We start from the raw sequence: 19,017 nt of genomic DNA, 5'->3' as shown, positions 1-19,017 counted from the left end.
ATTTTATAGTTAAGATATAGTAAACCGAATAAAAGATTTTAAAGATGAATAAAAGGAGCTATCGCTAACGGATTTAACCCCCCTAATGCGACAGCCCCATTTGACAATTGACAATGTCGGATGAAACTGGATCACCAGTTTCTTTTGAATTGAATGGAGTAAAACTTGAGGTTGAAAGAAAAATTGAAGAAAGTTTAGCAGCTAAGTGTACCACCGTAACAAGAAGGACAGGCGTACCAAAGTGAATTTTCCATAAGTTATTTTTACAGTGAAATCGAAAGATTATCAATAAAACCTAAAGCAATCAAAGCCGGTCCTAAAATAGCAGCTTTGCAGCGTAGTTGTTCGGGACCGACTTCGAGAACTATTGGAGAAAAACTAAAATCAACAAAAGCATCTAGCCCAAAGTATAGCAAAGTAGCCAATTGCGCGTCTGTCCCTCTTGTGAAGGCGTAAAAATTTTGGATAATTGCTTATTCAGGTGTTCGGGACTGGCTTCGATTTATTAGTAGAAAAATATAAAACTAGAAGAGCATCAAGTGTTAACGGAGAAAATAGACCTTACCGTAACTGTTCACTATTCACTCTTAACTAAAATAATCTGTTAGTTATTGATAAAATATTAATTTGAGTTTTCTCATTTAATAAATGAATAAGTTTAAAATTTAACTTGGAACCTTATATAGGGTTCCAAGTTTTAAAATTATCCATTCCAAAACTTGGATACCCAAAATAGTGAGACATGCTCTGAATCGCTTAAAATTCAACACTACACTTTGTATGAAAATATTTTAAAGTTATTGAATAAATTTAAATTTGAGCTTGTTTCCCTATATGAATACAGTTTTATAAATTAAGAAAATAAGTTGGTAAAAGTTCTTTTAAATAGGTTTTATATTGTTTCAGTTTAAGAATAAAAAGAGTTATACATACAAGGTTTTTTCTATATTAAATGGATTAAATATGATAAAATCATATATAGATAAATTAAGAATTTTTACGTTACTTAAAGACAGGGGGCTTACAAATGAATTATGAAGAAGCTATTAGATATATAAAAGAAACAGCTAAATTTGGAAGTAAATATGGGCTTGAAAGAACAGAAAAATTATTAGAGTTTTTAGGGAATCCCCATAAAAAAATAAAAACAATTCATGTTGCAGGAACTAATGGTAAAGGATCTACAACAGCAATGTTAACTTCAATTCTTATGGATAGTGGATATGATGTAGGAACGTATATATCGCCTTATATAGAAGAATTCGAAGAAAGAATACAAATAAATAGAAAAAATATACCTAAAGATGACTTGTGTTATATAGTTTCTAAGGTTAAAGAAGCAGTAGAAAAAGTTTGTGAATGTGGATATGGAAACCCAACAGAGTTTGAAATAATAACCTGCTGTGGATTTTTATATTTCTATAATAAAAATGTTGATTTTGTAGTAGTGGAAGTAGGACTAGGAGGAAGATTAGATTCTACAAATGTTATAAATCCAATTTTAAGTATAATAGGTTCTATAAGTTATGACCATACACAGATATTAGGTGATACAATTGAAAAAATAGCCTATGAAAAGGCAGGTATAATAAAAGAGAATACACCGATTGTATTATTTCCACAAAAAAGAGAAGTAGAACTAGTTGTTGAAAGTGTTGCAAAAGATAAAAATGCTCCGCTTATAAAAGTACCAAAGGATATTGCAAAGTTTGACAAAGTAATTACTATAGATGAGGAGAAAAATTTAGCACAACATATATTAATTAACGATGATATGTTGCAAGAGTATGATTTAGCATTATTAGGAACTCATCAGATATCTAATTCTACTGTAGTTATTTATGCAGCAAAAGAACTTATAAAATTAGGAGTGAATATATCTAAAAAGAATATAAAAGAGGGACTAAAAAAAGTTAAATGGCCAGCAAGGCTAGAAATTATGAATAATAATCCTATGGTAGTAATAGATGGTGCACATAATATAGATGGAATAAAAAAATTAGATGAAAGTATAAAAAAATACTTTAATTATAAAAAGATGGTGCTAATATTAGGGATATTAGCAGATAAGCAAGTTAAGGACATGGTAGAGGTAATAGCACCCAATGCATATAAAGTAATTTGTGTCACTCCAAATAGTGAGAGGGCAGAATTAGCAACAGAATTAAAAAAAGAAATAGACATGTTATCAATTGATTGTGAAGCTATAAAAACTTATGATAAGGCTTATGAAAAAGCCTTATCATACTGTGAAAATGAAGATTTATTATTAGTAAGTGGATCTTTATATATGATTGGAGATATGAGGAAAATAATAAGAAATTTTAAGTAAGGCATAATCAAAGAAATAATAGACCTATATGCTTCGAATCTTTGGTCTATTATTTCTTTTTACAGGCCTAATAAATCAAAAAATGACAAAAACTGTATCAGAATAAATCACTTCAACATAAGATATATGTATAAAAGTAATAGACTTATATAGTGTAAGTTTTAAAATATGTATGTCTTGTGAGGAGGTGATTTTTTGAGTTATCTTTATATTTGCAATTCTACTAGAGATAGAATAGATAAAATAAATATTAATAATTTTACTGTAGAAGATTCTATAGAATTAAATTATCATGAGAAAATAAAACCATTTAAATTATGCCTTTATGATAAAACATTTATAATATCTAGTTTTGAGAATAATAGAATATATTTATTAAAAAATGATGGAGGGATAGAGGAGTTTTATATAGGTTCAGGGTGTAGTCATATGGATTTAATAGGTGGGCAGTTATATATAGTTTGCGAAGAATCTAACACAATAGTGTGTTTTGATGTTCTATCTAAAGAAATAGTAGAAGTAATAAGTTGTGGTATATCACCTCATAGTTTAGACTTTTCACCAGATAATAATAGCATTGTTATAGCAAATACTTTAAGTAATGATATAAGTATCATAGATTTAAAAGAAAAAGAAAAAATAAAGAATATAAAAGTTGGTAATTACCCTGTAAAAGCTGTATGGTATGAAAATGGTGAAAAAATATTAGTATGTGAAAGTAATATGGGAGAGGAAACAAAGGGAGAATTAAAGGTTATATCATTAAAATATAATGAAAGAAATAGTATAACTATAGGTAATATACCTATAGATATGTGTTGTTATAATAATTATTGTTATATATCGAATTTAGGTGATGGAACAATAACAATCGTTGACATTACAAAATTAGAAAAAGTTGATGAAATAGAAGTAGGGGGGGTATTAAAAGATATTATTGTAGATGAAAAAAATATATATGTTGAAGATATATATTATAATCAATTAATACAAATAAATAAAATAAGTAAAAACAAAAAAATCATTCCTTTAGATTTTGAACCAAAAGGAATGATTAAAATTTAAGTTTAATCTTCGTCAATTAATGCATTAATAATTTTTGTATATAAATCTGAAGAATTAGATTTCCATTTATAACAAAGTTCTCTAGCTTGCTTATTAGATGCAACACTAACTTTTAAATCTATAAGTGTAGTATCATTTTCGGAAGCAATTAAATTAACTAAATAACTATTTTTATTTTCTATAGTATAATCAGCAGTTACAGTAAGCTCTTTTTTTATACTAGAGATTTTATGCTCCATATATTCTTCAAGCTGAGAAAGTTTTTCTTTAGAGATTCTGTTTTCAAATAATGAAAGAACTTCTTTTCCGTTATCAGCAATAACTAGCCTATCTTTCCCATGGTCAGTAATATGTTTTAAAAGATTTGCAGAGGTTAGTTCTACTATATATTGCTGTAGAGTGAAATAATTCATAAAGTTATTCTCTAAAATTATTTCTGTAATTTGCATATTGGAAATAGGAAGTTTGATTTTATTTAGAATATATAATAATAATAATTTATTCTCTGCTAAGTTCATGGAATCTTCAAACATTCAATTTCCTCCTTTGAATAAAAGTAAAGAGTTATCAATAAAATGTAAGTTCTATTATTTAGTAATTTACATTTAGATTAATTATGATAGTGAAATACGTACTCCATTAATTAGTTTATAAATTATAAAAATATTTTAAGCATTTTTTATAATTAAGTTACTTAGAAGTATTATTCACCTTATGGGTATCCAAAATTCACATCATGTAATTTTGGAGCCCTATATATTTAATATTCATAATATATAAAGTAACCCAGTTAATTATATCTATTTAAATATAATTAAAGAAATTCACATTAAAATTTTTTTATTCACATTAAAGGTATATTTTAAATATTTTCTCTTTAGTAAAATAATCTTGAGCATGTATTTATTCTTTTAATGTTCTTAAATATATTTTAAAATGTAATGTAAAAATTAAGTTCATATTACATTATATCAATGATTAAAAATTATTTCATTATATTTATATGAAAAATTAAAATAGTTTTAGTAATATAGTGAATCAGATTTGAATAATATTTAATTGAACTAGGGAGTTAATTTTGTGGAGGGGATAGAGATATTTAAAGGGGAAAAAAGATTTATAATTACTTTATCAATACTTATGATAATGGGACTTACTATTATAGGAATAAGTAGTACAAGCACTCTTCAGGCATTTTCACAAAGCAATAAAAAGTTACCTATTTATTCAGTTGCTACAAAAGAGAAAAAGATAGCTATAACATTTGATACTACATGGGGAGAAGACAATATGGATGAAATTTTAAATGTTCTTGATAAATATAATGCTAAGGCTACATTTTATGTAGTAGGCCTTTGGATAGATGATTTTCCGGAAGAGGTAAAAGAAATTGATAAAAGGGGTCATGAATTAGGAAATCATAGTAATAAACATCCAAATATGACTACTATATCAGAAGAAAAAATAATAAAAGAATTGGATATAACTGACGCAAAACTATTAGATATTACTGATAAGACCAGTAAAACTTTTAGGTTTCCAGAAGGTGCTTTTAATGATGCAGCATTAGATATTGTAGAAAAAACAGGTAGAAAATGTATACAATGGGATGTAGATAGTATAGATTGGAAAGGTGAAGGTTCAGAAATTGAAGCGGAGAGAGTTTTAAAAAAAGTTAAAGAAGGATCTATAGTATTATTCCATAATGCAAGATATACGCCACAATCTTTAACAATAGTTTTAGAAAAATTATCAAAAGAAGGCTACGAATTTGTTACTATCACAGACTTAATCTATGATGATGAATATAAAATAGATGGTAATGGAAGGCAAATAAAAAACAAATAATACATTGCATAGAAATACTATTTGTATTATAATGGAAACAAATGATTGAAAGTGTAAAATTAAGAATTATAAGAATTTTCATAAAATTGGTCATAGTTATCGAATAACAAGAATATACTATGATATAAAACTAAACTGAACTAAGGGAAAGAGGGGTTACTATGGACAATACAATGTTGAATAACAAAATTTATTTAGAGGGTAAAATTATATCAGGATTAGAATTTAGTCATGAAATGTATGGAGAAGGGTTTTACAATTTTAGTTTAGAAGTTCCAAGATTAAGTGATACTACTGATATTTTAAATATAACAGTTTCAGAAAGACTTACAACTGGTATAGATATGAGTTTAGGCACTGAAGTAATAGTAGAAGGACAGTTAAGGTCTTATAATAAATTTGTAGATGGATCTAATAGACTTATATTAACTGTTTTTGCTAGAGATATTAGAGAATTAAAAGAAAAGAGCAAAAACCCAAATCAAATTTTCTTAGATGGATATATATGTAAGGAGCCTATATATAGGACAACTCCTTTTGGTAGAGAAATTGCAGATATGCTATTAGCAGTAAATAGATTATATAACAAGTCTGATTATATACCTACTATTGCGTGGGGAAGAAATTCAAGATTTTGTAAGAGCTTAGAAGTTGGAGATAACATAAGAATTTGGGGAAGAGTTCAAAGTAGAGAATATCAAAAAAGAGTATCTGATACTGAGGTGGTTAAGAAAATAGCATATGAAGTATCTATATCAAAAATGGAAAGAGTTGAAGAAGACGAAAGCGATGTGGCTATTTCTGATACAGAAAACAAGGAATTTGATATGGAAGAGAATGAAAATAAAAATTGTAATGAGAGTGAAGAAATTCAAGATGTAATATAGAAGATAAGAAAAAGGTGCTTTGCACCTTTTTTATTTTCTAAGATCATCTAATAATTCAGTTTTACCTTTAGTCTTATTATCTACAGATTTAATAATTTTAGCAGGACAACCTGCAACAACTACATTATCAGGTACATCTTCAGTAACAACAGAACCTGCTGCTACAACAGAGTTTGCACCAATTTTTACACCTTCAAGTATAACAGCATTAGCACCAATTAGAGCGTTATCTCCAATTTCACATGGAGATTTGCTAGGCGGTTCTAAAACCCCAGCAACAACAGCGCCAGCTCCAAGATGAACTCTTTTACCTAGTTTTCCTCTAGCACCTATTACTGCATTCATATCAACCATGCTTTCTTCGCCGACTTCAGCACCAATATTAATAACTGCACCCATCATTACAACTGCATTTTTACCAATACTAACTTTATCTCTGATTATAGCTCCTGGTTCTATTCTAGCATTGATATCTTTCATATCTAGCATAGGGATTGCAGAATTTCTTCTATCGTTTTCTACTCTAAAATTATTGATTATGCTATTATTTTTATCTAAGAAATCTTTAACCTCATCATAGTTTCCAAATAATATGTAAAAATTTCCATGACCATAACATTCTATGTTATCAAATTTACAATTGTTTAAATCGCCATTTACATATACTTTTACTGGGGTAGCTTTTTTTGATTCTTTTATAAATCTAGCTATCTCATATGGATCTGTTAAATTATAATTCATATATATAACTCCTTTCATTAGTTAATACTCACAACATAAATGATATAATAAAATAAAAATTATTTAAAGACATATATGTAATATTTATGTGTTTTTATAAAAAAGTTTATACGTTAATATAAAACTATACATTAATAATTATAAATTATCAATATAAACCCAATTTATGTAGAGTCCAAAAGTTCATTTGAATTTATAGTTTTATGAAGGAAAATTTTTTAGAAGTTTTCTAATCCCAACTTTTAGTTTAGAACTAATTGAAAATGATAAAAATTTTAAATGTAAAATTAAAGCTTTTTATAAAAAGTGAATAGTATTTTACAATTAGATTTAAAATACATATATAATAAAGTAGGAGGAAATGATTTTGGGAAATTTAAAAGAAGGATACATTCAAATATATACAGGAAATGGAAAAGGAAAAACTACTGCAGCTATGGGATTAGCAACTAGAGCAGCCGGAAACAAATACACTGTATATGTTGTTCAGTTTTTAAAAACAGGTAATACAGGAGAACTTGAAAGTGCTAAAAAAATGGCTCCATATTTTAATATATTTAGGTTTGAAAAGACTAAAGGATTTTTTTGGACTTTAAATGAAGAAGAAAAACAACAATTAAAGCTAGAAATACGAGAAGCATATAATTTTTGCTTACAAACTATAAAAAATAGAACATGTGATATTTTAATATTGGATGAAGTAATTGGTGCTGTAACCAATAAACTTTTGACAGAAGAACAGATAATATATCTTATGGATAATAAGCCTAACGATATGGAACTTATAATCACTGGAAGAGATCTTCCTGAAAAAATAGCAGAAAAGGCAAATCTTATAACAGAGATGAGAGAAGTGAAGCATTATTATAATGAAGGAATTCCAGCTAGAAAAGGAATAGAATTTTAATATAGAATTGGGGTAATTAAAGATGGATAATATTTTTTGTGAAAATATAAAAAAAGTGGAAATATCAGGCATAAGAAAATTTTATAATAAGGTTTTAAAGGTTAATGATGCAATATCATTAACGTTAGGTCAGCCAGATTTTCCAATGCCAGAATCAGTAAAAAATGGAGTTTTAAAATCAGTTGATGAAAATAAAACTACATATACACCAAATGCTGGCATATTAGAGCTTAGACAAGAGATAAGTAATTACTTGAAGAATAGTAGTATAGAGTATGAGGAAGATGAGATATGCATTACAGTAGGAGGTAGTGAAGGTCTTATGAGTACTTTTATGGCACTTATAAATAGTGGAGATAAAGTATTAATACCTAATATAGCATATCCTGCATATGAAAGCATAACTCAAATTGTAGGTGGTGATATAATAAATTACAAATTGAATGAAGATTTTACTATAAATATTACTCATTTAAAGGAAATGATTAATACTCACAAACCTAAAATATTAGTATTATCATGTCCAAGTAACCCTTGTGGAAGTATACTTACATTAGAAGAAAAGGAAAGTTTGCATCAGATAATAAAGGAAAATGATATTATAGTTATAAGCGATGAAATTTATGCGTCTCTTTGTTATGGTGATTATTATTCTATAAGTCAGTGCTATGATATAAGAGAAAAGATAATAATGGTTAGTGGTTTTTCTAAGATGTTTTCTATGACAGGTCTAAGAGTAGGGTATATATGTACTACAAAATATATTATGGAAAATATATTAAAGGTTCACCAATATAATGTATCTTGTACTACATCTATAAGTCAGTATGGGGCTTTATCAGGATTAAAATATGGTCTTAAAGATGTTGAAATTATGAAATTAAAATTTAAAAAGAGAAGAGATTATGTATATACACGATTGAAAGATATGGAATTAGAGGTATGCAGACCAGATGGAGCTTTTTATATATTCCCATCTATAAAAAAATTTAATATGACAAGTGAAGAATTTTGTCATAGACTTTTAAATGAAGAAAAAGTAGCAATAGTTCCAGGAACTGCTTTTGGAGAAGGCGGCGAAGGATATATTAGAATATCTTATTGCTATAGTGATGAAGAATTGCAAATTGCTTTAGAAAAATTAGGAAATTTTATAAAAAAAATATAGCTCTAGGTTTTCTAGAGCTATATTTTTTATAAATTAGTATTTACGATATTATCCATAGAGTATAGACCTTTAGATTTATTAAATATAAATTCACAGGCTCTTAATGCACCTATTGCAAAAACTTCTCTAGATATAGCAGAATGTTTTATTGAAATAACTTCACCGGCACCGGCAAATATAACTTCATGTTCTCCAACTATATTTCCACCGCGAACTGTGTGTATGCCTATCTCTTTTTCATCTCTTTTTGAGATTCCTTCTCTTCCATATATGAAATTAGTATCTGAATCTATAGAATCTTTAATAGTGTTAGCAAGAAGTAATGCAGTACCACTAGGAGCATCTACCTTTTGATTATGATGTTTTTCTATTATTTCTATATCAAAATCTTTAAAAAGTAAATTACTTATATTTTTTAGTACAGCATTAACTATATTTATACCAATAGACATATTTGCAGAATAGAAAACAGGAATAGCATTAGCCAATTCTAATATTTGTGATTTTTCTTCATTAGAATATCCTGTAGTACAAAATATTACTGGTTTATTGTTTTTAAGTGCAAAGGTTGAAATATCTTTTAAAGAATCAGGTCTAGAAAAATCTAAAATTACATCTATATCTACATTGCAATCAGATATAGTACTGAATATTGGATAATTTAAAGTATTATCGTTAAATTTATCAATACCAGCTACTATTTCTAAATTTTTAAAGTTTTTAGATGTGGCAGAAATCATTTTTCCCATTTTCCCACTACATCCAACTAAAAGTACTTTTACCATAGTATCCTCCTAAATGATTTAAAGCTTCTATAGGGTTTTAAATCAGAAAAATATAGAAGCTTTAAATTTTATAATAAGTTATGAACAGATAAAGAACATTTTAAAGTTTCCTTATTTTTATCTTCCATATTAACAAGCGGTAATCTTAAATCACCTACATTTTTATTCATTAAATTAAGAGCTGTTTTAACAGGGATAGGGTTAGTTTCTATAAATAAATTGTTAGATAAATCTAATGTATCTAGTTGTAGCTGTAATGCTTCATTAACTTTACCTTCTTCAAATAATTTGCATATATTATGAACTTTATCAGGAATTATATTAGCAAGAACGGATATAACACCTATACCGCCCATAGCTAATATTGGAACTATTTGATCATCATTTCCAGAATAGATATCTAGTTTATCTTTACATAAAGCTTTTATTTTTATAATTTGGCTCATATCGCCACTAGCTTCTTTAACTGCAACTATATTTTTAAATTCACATATTTCTTTTAATGCTTCAGGTGGTATATTCATACCAGTTCTACCTGGAACATTATAAACTATTATTGGCGTATTTACATTGTCATTTACAGCTTTAAAGTGTGCAACAAGGCCTTTTTTACTAGTTTTGTTATAGTATGGATTTATAACTAATAATCCATCTACTCCTACTGATTCAGCATATTTACTCATTTCTATAGCAGAAGCTGTATTGTTACTTCCAGTACCAGCAATTACAGGAATCCTTTTGTTTATAGTATCAACAGTAAATTTTATTGTATCCTTTTTTTCTTTTTCAGTCATTGTAGAAGCTTCACCAGTAGTTCCACAAATTATAATTGCATCTGTATTATTAGATATATGCCATTCCAATAATTCTTTTAATTTATTAAAGTCAACTCCTGTTTTAGTAAAAGGGGTAATTATAGCTACTCCAGAACCTTTAAAAATACTCATAATAACAATCCTTTCTAAAATAAATTTTTGTTTTTAAGATATATAATTAAATAAGATTTTTTTCAATAAATACTTCAGCAATTTGAATTGCATTTAGTGCGGCACCTTTTCTTATGTTGTCGGCAACAACCCAAATATTAACCCCATTGTCTGTGCTAAAATCTCGTCTTATTCTACCAACATAAACCTCATCTTTTCCAGCAACGTCTATAGGCATAGGATAAACACAATTTTCAATATCATCTTTTAAAACTATGCCTTTAGCAGAGGCGTAAAGTTTGAATATATCTTCTATATTAAAAGAGGATTTTAATTCAATATTAATACTTTCACTATGTCCATGATATACAGGAACTCTAACAGTAGTTGCTGTTATTTTTAAAGAATCATCATGAAAAATTTTTCTTGTTTCATTTATCATTTTCATTTCTTCTTTAGTGTATCCATTCTCTAGGAACACATCTATTTGTGGTATTAAGTTAAAAGCTATAGGAGATGTGAATTTTTTAGGGCTTTCTCCTTTTGAACCATTTTCAAGATCTTTAAATCCACCTAAACCAGCTCCAGAAACAGCTTGATAAGTTGAATATATGATTCTATCTATTCCATATGCATCATATATTGGTTTTAAAGCTACCATTGCTTGTATTGTAGAACAATTAGGATTAGCAATGATGCCTTTATGATTTTTTATATCTTCCCAGTTAACCTCTGGAACAACTAATGGAACTTCAGGATCCATTCTAAAGGCACTACTATTATCTATAACGATGGCTCCATACTTTACAAAGGTTTTAGCAAATTTTAAACTAGTGTCACCACCAGCTGAAAATAGTGCGAAGGTAATTTTTTTGTTTTTAATATTATCTTCAGTTAATTCTTCTACAATTACTTCTTTATTTTTAAAAACTAAAGTACTACCTGCAGAACGTTTAGAAGAAAAAAAATAAATATTATCTATAGGAAAGTTTCTTTCTTCTAATATACTTATAAATTGTCGTCCTACCATTCCAGTAGCACCTACAACAGCTACATTATAATTCAAAATAATCACTCCTCAAATATCTATTATAATCGTATTATATGAGAAAATATAATTGATGTATTAGCTCTAAAATTAAGTTGTTAATTTAGAATTAAAATTTATTTATTTCTCTATAATATTATTATATATTTTTACATAATAAAGTTATATACTTTTGTAAAAATATGCATATTAAAATATATGAAACAATATAAAAAATATTAGCTTCTATTAGTATATTAAAATAATTATATAAAAAAAGATATATATATATGAATAAAAAATAAAAAAATAAGTTTGAAAACAATTACAAAGCGAAAAAAATGCAATTTATAGCAAAATTAATTGCAAAAAAAAATTAAAAAATAAAAATAAAATAAAATAATTTTATGTAATATTTTTACAGAGATTAAAACAATATATGAATTGTTAAAAGTTGGTTTAAAAAAAATTGCAATTTCTATGAAAAATAGATGAATTTAAAAAATAAAAATATTAAACTTAGTATAATAAATAAAATGTATTAAATTGATTAGAAAAATTTATTTTAAAATAGTAAACGTTGTACAAATAAAATACATTTTAAAATTGCTGCTGTTAAAAAAAAATTAAAAAATAGTTTTAAATTTAAGCATAATAAATATAATTACTTACATAAACATATATATAAATAAAATATTATAAGTTAAAAAATAGAAAAAATATCAGAAAAATTAGGAGGATATTTATTATGACTTGAATTTAAGTAAGAAATAGTGAAAAACAAATAATTAAGACTTAATTTTAGCACAACTTAAAAATAACAGTTTTAAAGGGAAACTTTATACTAGTTATTTGTAAAACAATTATACTATATTAAAAAATAAATAATTAATATAAAATTGTAAAAAAGTATATTTTGGATTGAATATAATAGTAGAAAAAAGAACAATGTTTACAAATTAGAAATAAGTTTTTCCAGAATAAAGAAAATTAATGGTTTTTAGCATTAAAAAGATAAAAAAAATTTGAAAAAACCATTAAAAGTAATAAAATTTCATAAACAAATGAAAACTAAATTGTTTGACAATTGAAAAGTGATATGATAGTATTATAAAAAATAAAAATTTCCAAATAATTCTGTTTGGATTTTGGTAAAAAGTTAAGTGTAAAAGTTAAGTGGCAGTGGTTGAAGGTGTATACAAAATATGAATATGTTTAAAAATAAAATATTAATAAATTGAAAATTTAGATAAAAATATAATTTTATGATTTAGGGCGTAAAATTAATTGGAATTATCTAAAAATTCAAAATATAATACGCAATTAGATCCATTGTCACAAAATAAGGGGGACTAATAATGAAAAGCAAAAGAATGTTAGCGACAATATTAACAGTTTCATTAACAGCTTCAATAGCTCTTGCTGGCTGTGGAAGTGGTGCAAATGAAAGTGCTAATGGAGAAAATGTAGGAGAAGGAACAAAAGATGCAGAGCAATACTTAAATGTATTAACATTAGAACCAAAAACTTTAGATGTTTCTAAGAGTACTGATACATACTCTTCAGAGGTTTTAGTTCAATGTATGGATGCATTAACAAGAACAGAAACTAAAGATGGAAAGGAAGAAGTCGCTCAAGGAGTAGCAGAAAGTTGGACAACTTCCGAAGATGGATTAAAATGGACATTTAATTTAAGAGAATCTAATTGGAGTGATGGAAAACCTGTTACTGCTAAAGATTTTGAATACTCAATAAAAAGAACAATGAAACCTGAAACTGGATCACCTTACGCATTCTTGTTATATCCGATAAAAAATGCGGAACAAGTGAATTCAAGTAAGTTACCAATTGAAGAGTTAGGAGTTAAAGCAGTTGACGATAAAACATTAGAAATTACACTAGAAAGTCCATGTCCATACTTTTTAGGAATAACGTCTTTTAAAGTAATGCAACCACAAAGACAAGATATTGTAGAGCAAAATGGAGAAAAATATGGTTCAGAAGCGAATACATTAATATTTAATGGACCATTTAAAATTACAGATTGGACACATAATAACCAAGTTGTATTAGAAAAAAATGATCAATATTGGGATAAAGATAAAGTAAGTTTAGATAAACTAACAATGAAAATAATAAAAGAAGTGCCATCAAGAATGAGTGAGCTTTTAAATGGATCACTAGATACTTGTGGTGTAACTAAGCCTGAATGGATTAAAAAATTTGATGAAACTGGAAACTTTAATGTTATAAATGCTTATGATGGAGCTACAACATATGCATTCTTTAATACTAAAGATAAGTATATGTCTAATGCCAAAATCAGAAAAGCATTTATAATAGCAGCAGATAGAGAAGGTACAGTTCAAACTTTATTTAAAGGGTTAGCAGAACCAGCATATGCTTGGTGCCCACCAGCAGTAAAAAGTGGTGAGGAAACATTTAGGAGTAAATCTGAAGATTTTGTTAAAAAACTAAAAGATGAAAATCCAGATCCAAAGGCATTGTTAGTAGAAGGATTGAAAGAGTTAGGACTAGATACAGATCCATCTAAACATACATTTAAGTACTTACAATCTGGCACTAATGCAGAGGCAAAAGAATTCTCTGATTTTGCACAACAAAATTACAGTCAAGTATTAGGTGTAAATGTTCAAGTGGAACAGGTTGATTTTCCAATTTTCCAAAAGAGAACAAAGGAATTGGATTATCAAATAGCTGCAGCTGGATGGACAGGAGACTATAATGATCCAATGACATTCTTTGACGTGTTTATAACAGGTGCAGGTGCTATTGATAATGGTTGGGAAAATCCAGAATATGATGAAATAATTAAAAAAGCTAAAAATTCTAATGACCAAAATGAAAGAGCGGAACTGTTTAAGCAAGCAGAAGAATTACTTTTATATAAAGAAGGAGTTATTTCGCCATCAGTTTATAGAAAAAGAAATACTTATGTAGCTAAATATGTTCATGATGTAATGTATCCATTATTCGGAGTAAATGATTATAAATACGCTTATACTTCTGGAAGAAAGTAAGGGTGTTTTACAATAAAAGTGCAACGAACTTATAAAAATAGTTCGTTGCAAGCACTTTATTTTAATGGAGGGATGATGTGATGTTAAAATTTACGTTAAAAAGACTGGGGTACATGTTTGTAACGCTATTTATAGCTATAACAATAACATTTATGTTAATACATGCTATACCAGGTGACCCACTGGCTTCTATGGCTAGAAACTTGCCACCACAAATTAAGGCAAACTATTATCAAAAATATGGTTTGAATGAGCCGGTAATAGTGCAGTATCAAAAATTTATAAAAAATGCACTACATGGAGATTTAGGAGAGTCTATAACTTATGCAGGAAGAAGTGTTACAGAATCTATTACAAGTTATGCACCGATTTCAGCTAAAATAGGAATACAAGCTATAGCAATAGGATTTACTTTAGGAATTTTATTAGGTATTATAGCGGCATTTAATAGAGGAAAATGGCCTGATTATTTAGTTATGTTTATAGCGATTTTAGGTATTTCTGTACCTAGTTTCGTAATTGGAGCGTTATTACAATTCTTCTTCACAGTTAAATGGATGTTATTGCCATCAACTGGTTGGGCTGGGTTTGGAATAAGTGGACTTAAATACACAGTACTTCCAACTATAGCATTAAGTTTTGGATCTATAGCGACTTATGCAAGATATATGAGAGCAAATTGTCTTGATGTAATAGGACAAGATTATATATTAACTGCAAAATCTAAAGGTGTTTCAAAGGTAAGCTTAATATGGAAACATGTTATAAGAAATGCGATACTTCCAGCTATAACATTATTAGGACCTCAAATTGCGAATATATTTACAGGATCATTTGTTATTGAAAGTATATTTGCTATACCTGGATTAGGACAATATTTCGTTTCATCAATAAACGACAGAGATTATCCAATGGTTATGGGACAAACAATATTCATTTCTTTTTTATTTATCTTCTCACTATTTGTAGTTGATATAGTATATGGATTAGTTGACCCAAGAATCAGAGTTTCAGGTGGAAAGAAATAGGGGGGTGTGTATTATGGCAGAATTATCAAAAGAAAAGTTTGAAATTATAGGTTGTAAAGAATTAGATTCAGATTTGATTTTAAGACCTAGTATGACTTATTGGCAAGATGCTTGGAGAAGATTAAAGCAAAATAAAGTTGCAATATTATCACTTTGTATACTGATAGCTTTAACTATAATGGTTATTATAGGTCCTATAATAGCGAGAGCTATATCTGGTGTAGGTTTTGAAGTTACAAATAATGATTTAGTAAATCAACCACCAAATTCACAGTATTGGTTTGGTACAGATCAATTAGGAAGAGATACTTTCGGAAGGGTATGGCAAGGTGGTAGGGTATCTATATTTATAGGTATTGTTGGAGCTATTGTAGATACTGTTATTGGTTCTATATATGGCGGTGTATCAGGATTCTTCGGTGGAATAGTTGATGATATAATGATGAGAATATTGGAGATACTATACAGTATTCCTTATTTAATAATAGTAATATTATTTTCTTTGATATTTGGAAAGGGAATTGGATCGCTGATTTTAGCCATGACTGTTACAGGATGGTGTTATATGGCTAGACTTGTCAGAGGACAATTGCTACAAATAAAAGAGCAAGAATATGTTCTTGCAGCAAAGGCATTAGGTGCAAGTTCATCAAGAATAATAGCAAGACACTTAATACCAAACACACTAGGTGTTATGATTGTTGCCATAACATTTGATATACCTGGATTTATATTTGGTGAAGCATTCTTAAGTTATATCGGACTTGGCGTACAATCACCAGACACAAGCTGGGGTGCGTTAGCATCAGCTGCTCAACAGAATTTAATATTCTATCCAGAGCAATTGTTATTCCCAGCATTAGCGATTTCTTTAACGATGCTATCATTCCAATTACTTGGAGATGGTCTGAGAGACGCATTAGATCCAAAATTACGTCAGTAGTAGGAGGGAATAGCTATGGAAAAAATATTAGATATAAAAGATTTGAGAGTTTCGTTTCATACTTATGCTGGTGAAGTTCAATCAGTAAGAGGTATAAGCTTTCATTTAAATAAAGGTGAAACATTAGCAGTAGTTGGAGAATCTGGTTGTGGTAAAACTGTTACAGCGAAGGCTATAATGAGATTGCTTCCAGAACCGATGCCGGCAGAAATAAAAGAAGGAAGTAAAATTGAATTTGATGGAAATAGTGTTTTAGATATGAATGAAAAAGATTTAAGGGAGCTTAGAGGTGCAGATATATCTATGATATTCCAAGACCCGATGACTTCTTTAAATCCAACTATGACAATCGGAAAACAAATATCAGAAAGTTTAATTATTCATAGAGGAATGAGCAAAGATGAGGCTATGAAAGAAGCTATAAAAATGCTTGATCTTGTTAATATTCCTAATGCAGATAAGAGGGCTTATCAATACCCACATGAATTTTCAGGCGGTATGAGACAAAGGGCCATGATAGCTATAGCGCTTGCATGTAACCCTAAAATTCTTATAGCAGATGAGCCAACTACTGCCCTTGATGTTACTATTCAAGCGCAAATTATGGACCTTATAGGAGATTTACAAGAAAAACTTGGAACAGCTGTTATTTTGGTAACTCATGACTTAGGTGTTGTTGCAGACGTTGCAGATAGAATTCAAGTTATGTACGCAGGCCAAATAATAGAAAGAGGAAATGTAGATGAAATATTCTATAATCCACAGCATCCATATACTTGGGCGCTGTTGCAATCAGTTCCTAGATTAGACACTAAAAATAAAGATGTATTATATGCATTAAATGGAACACCTCCAGACTTAATAAAACCACCTGTTGGATGTCCTTTTGCAGCTAGATGTGAATATTGTATGGGAATTTGCAGGGAAGCAATGCCAGAGGTTACAGTTGTTAGTGATACTCATGAAGTATCTTGTTGGTTAAAACATTCAATGGCACCTAAGATTGAAGTTCCTAAAGTTCTGAAAAGAGGTGAAGAGTAATGGCTAGTGAAAGAATAAAAAAAGATAATAATGAAATTTTAATAAATGTTAAAAACTTAAAAAAATACTTTAATGTAGGAAAAAATGCTACATTAAAAGCTGTTGATGACGTTAGTTTTCATATCTATAAAGGAGAAACTTTAGGACTTGTTGGTGAATCAGGTTGTGGTAAAACAACTTGTGGTAGAACAGTTATGGGTCTTTATGAGGCTACAGATGGAGAAATATTATTTGATGGTCATGATATAAGTAAACTAAATAAAAAAGAAAAAAAGCAGTTTGCAAGAAGAGCTCAAGTAATATTTCAAGACCCATATGCATCATTAAATCCTAGAATGACTGTTGGTGATATAATTGGTGAAGGCATAGATATACATGGATTATACAGCGGTCAGGAGAGAACGGATAAGATATATCACCTTTTACAATTAGTTGGATTAAATAAAGAGCATGCATCAAGATTTCCACATGAATTTTCAGGTGGACAAAGGCAAAGAATAGGTATAGCTAGAGCTCTTGCTATAGAGCCAGATTTTATAGTTTGTGATGAGCCTATATCTGCACTAGATGTGTCAATACAGGCTCAAGTAGTAAACCTACTTATAAAATTACAAAACGAGCTAGGATTAACTTATCTATTTATTGCCCATGATTTATCTATGGTTAAGCATATATCAGATAGAGTTGGAGTTATGTACCTTGGTACTATGGTTGAGCTTGCATCAAGTCATGATTTATACGAAAAGCCATTACATCCATATACTCAAGCACTACTTTCATCAATTCCTATACCAGATCCGGAGATTGGAAGGAGCAAAAATAGAATAGCTCTTGAAGGAGAAGTTCCAAGTCCAATAAATCCAAAGCCTGGATGTAGATTTGCAGCTAGATGTAGATATGCTAAACCTATTTGTAGTGAAAAAAATCCAGAGTTTAAAGAAGTTGAACCAAATCACTTTGTAGCATGTCACTTATTATAAAGTGTAATATGAAGTTTTTATAAAAAGAATGGTTTTAAATGAGTTTATTCATTTAAAGCCATTCTTTTTAATTGATTTAAATTTATACAGGGTTCTAAACTAAATTCTAAAGTTATTCATTTATCAAGTGAGAAAGCTTAAATTAATATTTTATCAATAACTAACAGATTATTTTAGTTAAAAGTTAAGAGTGAATAGTGAACAGTTGTGGTTATTACTACTCACTTCGTTCCTAGTAATTATCAACGTATCTTTTTATAAATTTGCAAAGCAAATTATATTGATAGATTTTTTAAAA

General features: G+C 28.3%; 17 protein-coding genes. 12 read left to right on the top strand and 5 right to left on the bottom strand.

All coding sequences use genetic code 11. The features are described 5' to 3' along the window. Positions 1-113 precede the first annotated feature (113 nt). The 3 genes from AZI32_RS19060 (at position 114) to AZI32_RS15375 (ending at position 3,397) form a co-directional block, all read left to right on the top strand. Positions 114-245, top strand: coding sequence for a hypothetical protein (locus AZI32_RS19060; RefSeq protein WP_275934989.1), 132 nt, complete (start codon positions 114-116; stop codon positions 243-245). A 782-nt stretch (positions 246-1,027) separates the two neighbouring features. Next, on the top strand, positions 1,028-2,332 hold the full coding sequence (locus AZI32_RS15380) for a folylpolyglutamate synthase/dihydrofolate synthase family protein (protein ID WP_061996666.1): 1,305 nt from the start codon (positions 1,028-1,030) through the stop codon (positions 2,330-2,332). A gap of 195 nt (positions 2,333-2,527) precedes the next feature. Next, positions 2,528-3,397, top strand: coding sequence for a YncE family protein (locus tag AZI32_RS15375; RefSeq protein WP_061996665.1), 870 nt, complete (start codon positions 2,528-2,530; stop codon positions 3,395-3,397). Between the two features lie 2 nt (positions 3,398-3,399). On the opposite strand, the gene AZI32_RS15370 is transcribed toward AZI32_RS15375, so the two are convergent. Beyond that, complete coding sequence (locus tag AZI32_RS15370) at positions 3,400-3,930, bottom strand: DUF4364 family protein (protein ID WP_061996664.1); 531 nt, start codon at positions 3,928-3,930, stop codon at positions 3,400-3,402. Positions 3,931-4,477: 547 nt separating this feature from the next. Here AZI32_RS15370 and AZI32_RS15365 point away from each other — a divergent pair. Beyond that, positions 4,478-5,245, top strand: coding sequence for a polysaccharide deacetylase family protein (locus AZI32_RS15365; RefSeq protein ID WP_061996663.1), 768 nt, complete (start codon positions 4,478-4,480; stop codon positions 5,243-5,245). Positions 5,246-5,406: 161 nt separating this feature from the next. Then, entirely contained in the window at positions 5,407-6,132 is a 726-nt protein-coding gene (locus AZI32_RS15360; RefSeq protein WP_061996662.1) for a single-stranded DNA-binding protein, read from the top strand. 30 nt (positions 6,133-6,162) lie between these two features. Here AZI32_RS15360 and dapD read toward each other — a convergent pair whose 3' ends face one another. Continuing rightward, complete coding sequence (gene dapD / locus AZI32_RS15355) at positions 6,163-6,873, bottom strand: 2,3,4,5-tetrahydropyridine-2,6-dicarboxylate N-acetyltransferase (protein WP_061996661.1); 711 nt, start codon at positions 6,871-6,873, stop codon at positions 6,163-6,165. 367 nt (positions 6,874-7,240) lie between these two features. Here dapD and AZI32_RS15350 point away from each other — a divergent pair, with 367 nt between their 5' ends. After that, complete coding sequence (locus tag AZI32_RS15350; protein WP_061996660.1) at positions 7,241-7,780, top strand: cob(I)yrinic acid a,c-diamide adenosyltransferase; 540 nt, start codon at positions 7,241-7,243, stop codon at positions 7,778-7,780. 22 nt (positions 7,781-7,802) lie between these two features. Continuing rightward, entirely contained in the window at positions 7,803-8,948 is a 1,146-nt protein-coding gene (locus AZI32_RS15345) for an aminotransferase class I/II-fold pyridoxal phosphate-dependent enzyme (RefSeq protein ID WP_061996659.1), read from the top strand. A gap of 26 nt (positions 8,949-8,974) precedes the next feature. Here the strand turns inward: AZI32_RS15345 and dapB are convergent, their stop codons facing one another. From dapB to AZI32_RS15330, 3 genes are all read right to left on the bottom strand, one after another. Further along, positions 8,975-9,733 carry a 4-hydroxy-tetrahydrodipicolinate reductase gene (dapB, locus tag AZI32_RS15340; RefSeq protein ID WP_061996658.1) on the bottom strand — a complete coding sequence of 253 codons (759 nt, stop codon included), beginning with the start codon at positions 9,731-9,733 and terminating at the stop codon, positions 8,975-8,977. A 68-nt stretch (positions 9,734-9,801) separates the two neighbouring features. Then, complete coding sequence (dapA, locus tag AZI32_RS15335) at positions 9,802-10,680, bottom strand: 4-hydroxy-tetrahydrodipicolinate synthase (protein ID WP_061996657.1); 879 nt, start codon at positions 10,678-10,680, stop codon at positions 9,802-9,804. Between the two features lie 46 nt (positions 10,681-10,726). Further along, complete coding sequence (locus tag AZI32_RS15330; RefSeq protein WP_061996656.1) at positions 10,727-11,725, bottom strand: aspartate-semialdehyde dehydrogenase; 999 nt, start codon at positions 11,723-11,725, stop codon at positions 10,727-10,729. A gap of 1,319 nt (positions 11,726-13,044) precedes the next feature. On the opposite strand from AZI32_RS15330, the gene AZI32_RS15325 reads away from it, so the two are divergent. The 5 genes from AZI32_RS15325 (at position 13,045) to AZI32_RS15305 (ending at position 18,719) form a co-directional block, all read left to right on the top strand. Further along, positions 13,045-14,727, top strand: coding sequence for a peptide ABC transporter substrate-binding protein (locus tag AZI32_RS15325; RefSeq protein WP_061996655.1), 1,683 nt, complete (start codon positions 13,045-13,047; stop codon positions 14,725-14,727). An 80-nt stretch (positions 14,728-14,807) separates the two neighbouring features. Continuing rightward, positions 14,808-15,755: an ABC transporter permease gene (locus AZI32_RS15320; protein ID WP_061996654.1), complete on the top strand. Its 948-nt coding sequence runs from the start codon at positions 14,808-14,810 to the stop codon at positions 15,753-15,755. A gap of 13 nt (positions 15,756-15,768) precedes the next feature. Further along, positions 15,769-16,698 (top strand): ABC transporter permease, encoded by a 930-nt coding sequence (locus tag AZI32_RS15315; protein WP_061996653.1) that lies wholly within the window; start codon positions 15,769-15,771, stop codon positions 16,696-16,698. 15 nt (positions 16,699-16,713) lie between these two features. Next, positions 16,714-17,739 carry an ABC transporter ATP-binding protein gene (locus AZI32_RS15310; RefSeq protein ID WP_061996652.1) on the top strand — a complete coding sequence of 342 codons (1,026 nt, stop codon included), beginning with the start codon at positions 16,714-16,716 and terminating at the stop codon, positions 17,737-17,739. After that, a complete protein-coding gene (locus tag AZI32_RS15305; RefSeq protein WP_061996651.1) occupies positions 17,739-18,719 on the top strand; it encodes an oligopeptide/dipeptide ABC transporter ATP-binding protein in 981 nt (326 codons plus the stop codon). Before AZI32_RS15310 ends, AZI32_RS15305 begins: the two co-directional genes overlap by 1 nt. The last annotated feature ends 298 nt before the right edge of the window (positions 18,720-19,017 follow it).

Origin of the sequence: Clostridium sp. ATCC 25772 (assembly GCF_001573875.1) — a bacterium.
Lineage (GTDB): Bacteria > Bacillota > Clostridia > Clostridiales > Clostridiaceae > Clostridium_J > Clostridium_J senegalense.
The sequence above is the reverse complement of the archived record's forward strand: the minus strand, read 5'-3'. Positions and strand labels throughout refer to the sequence as shown.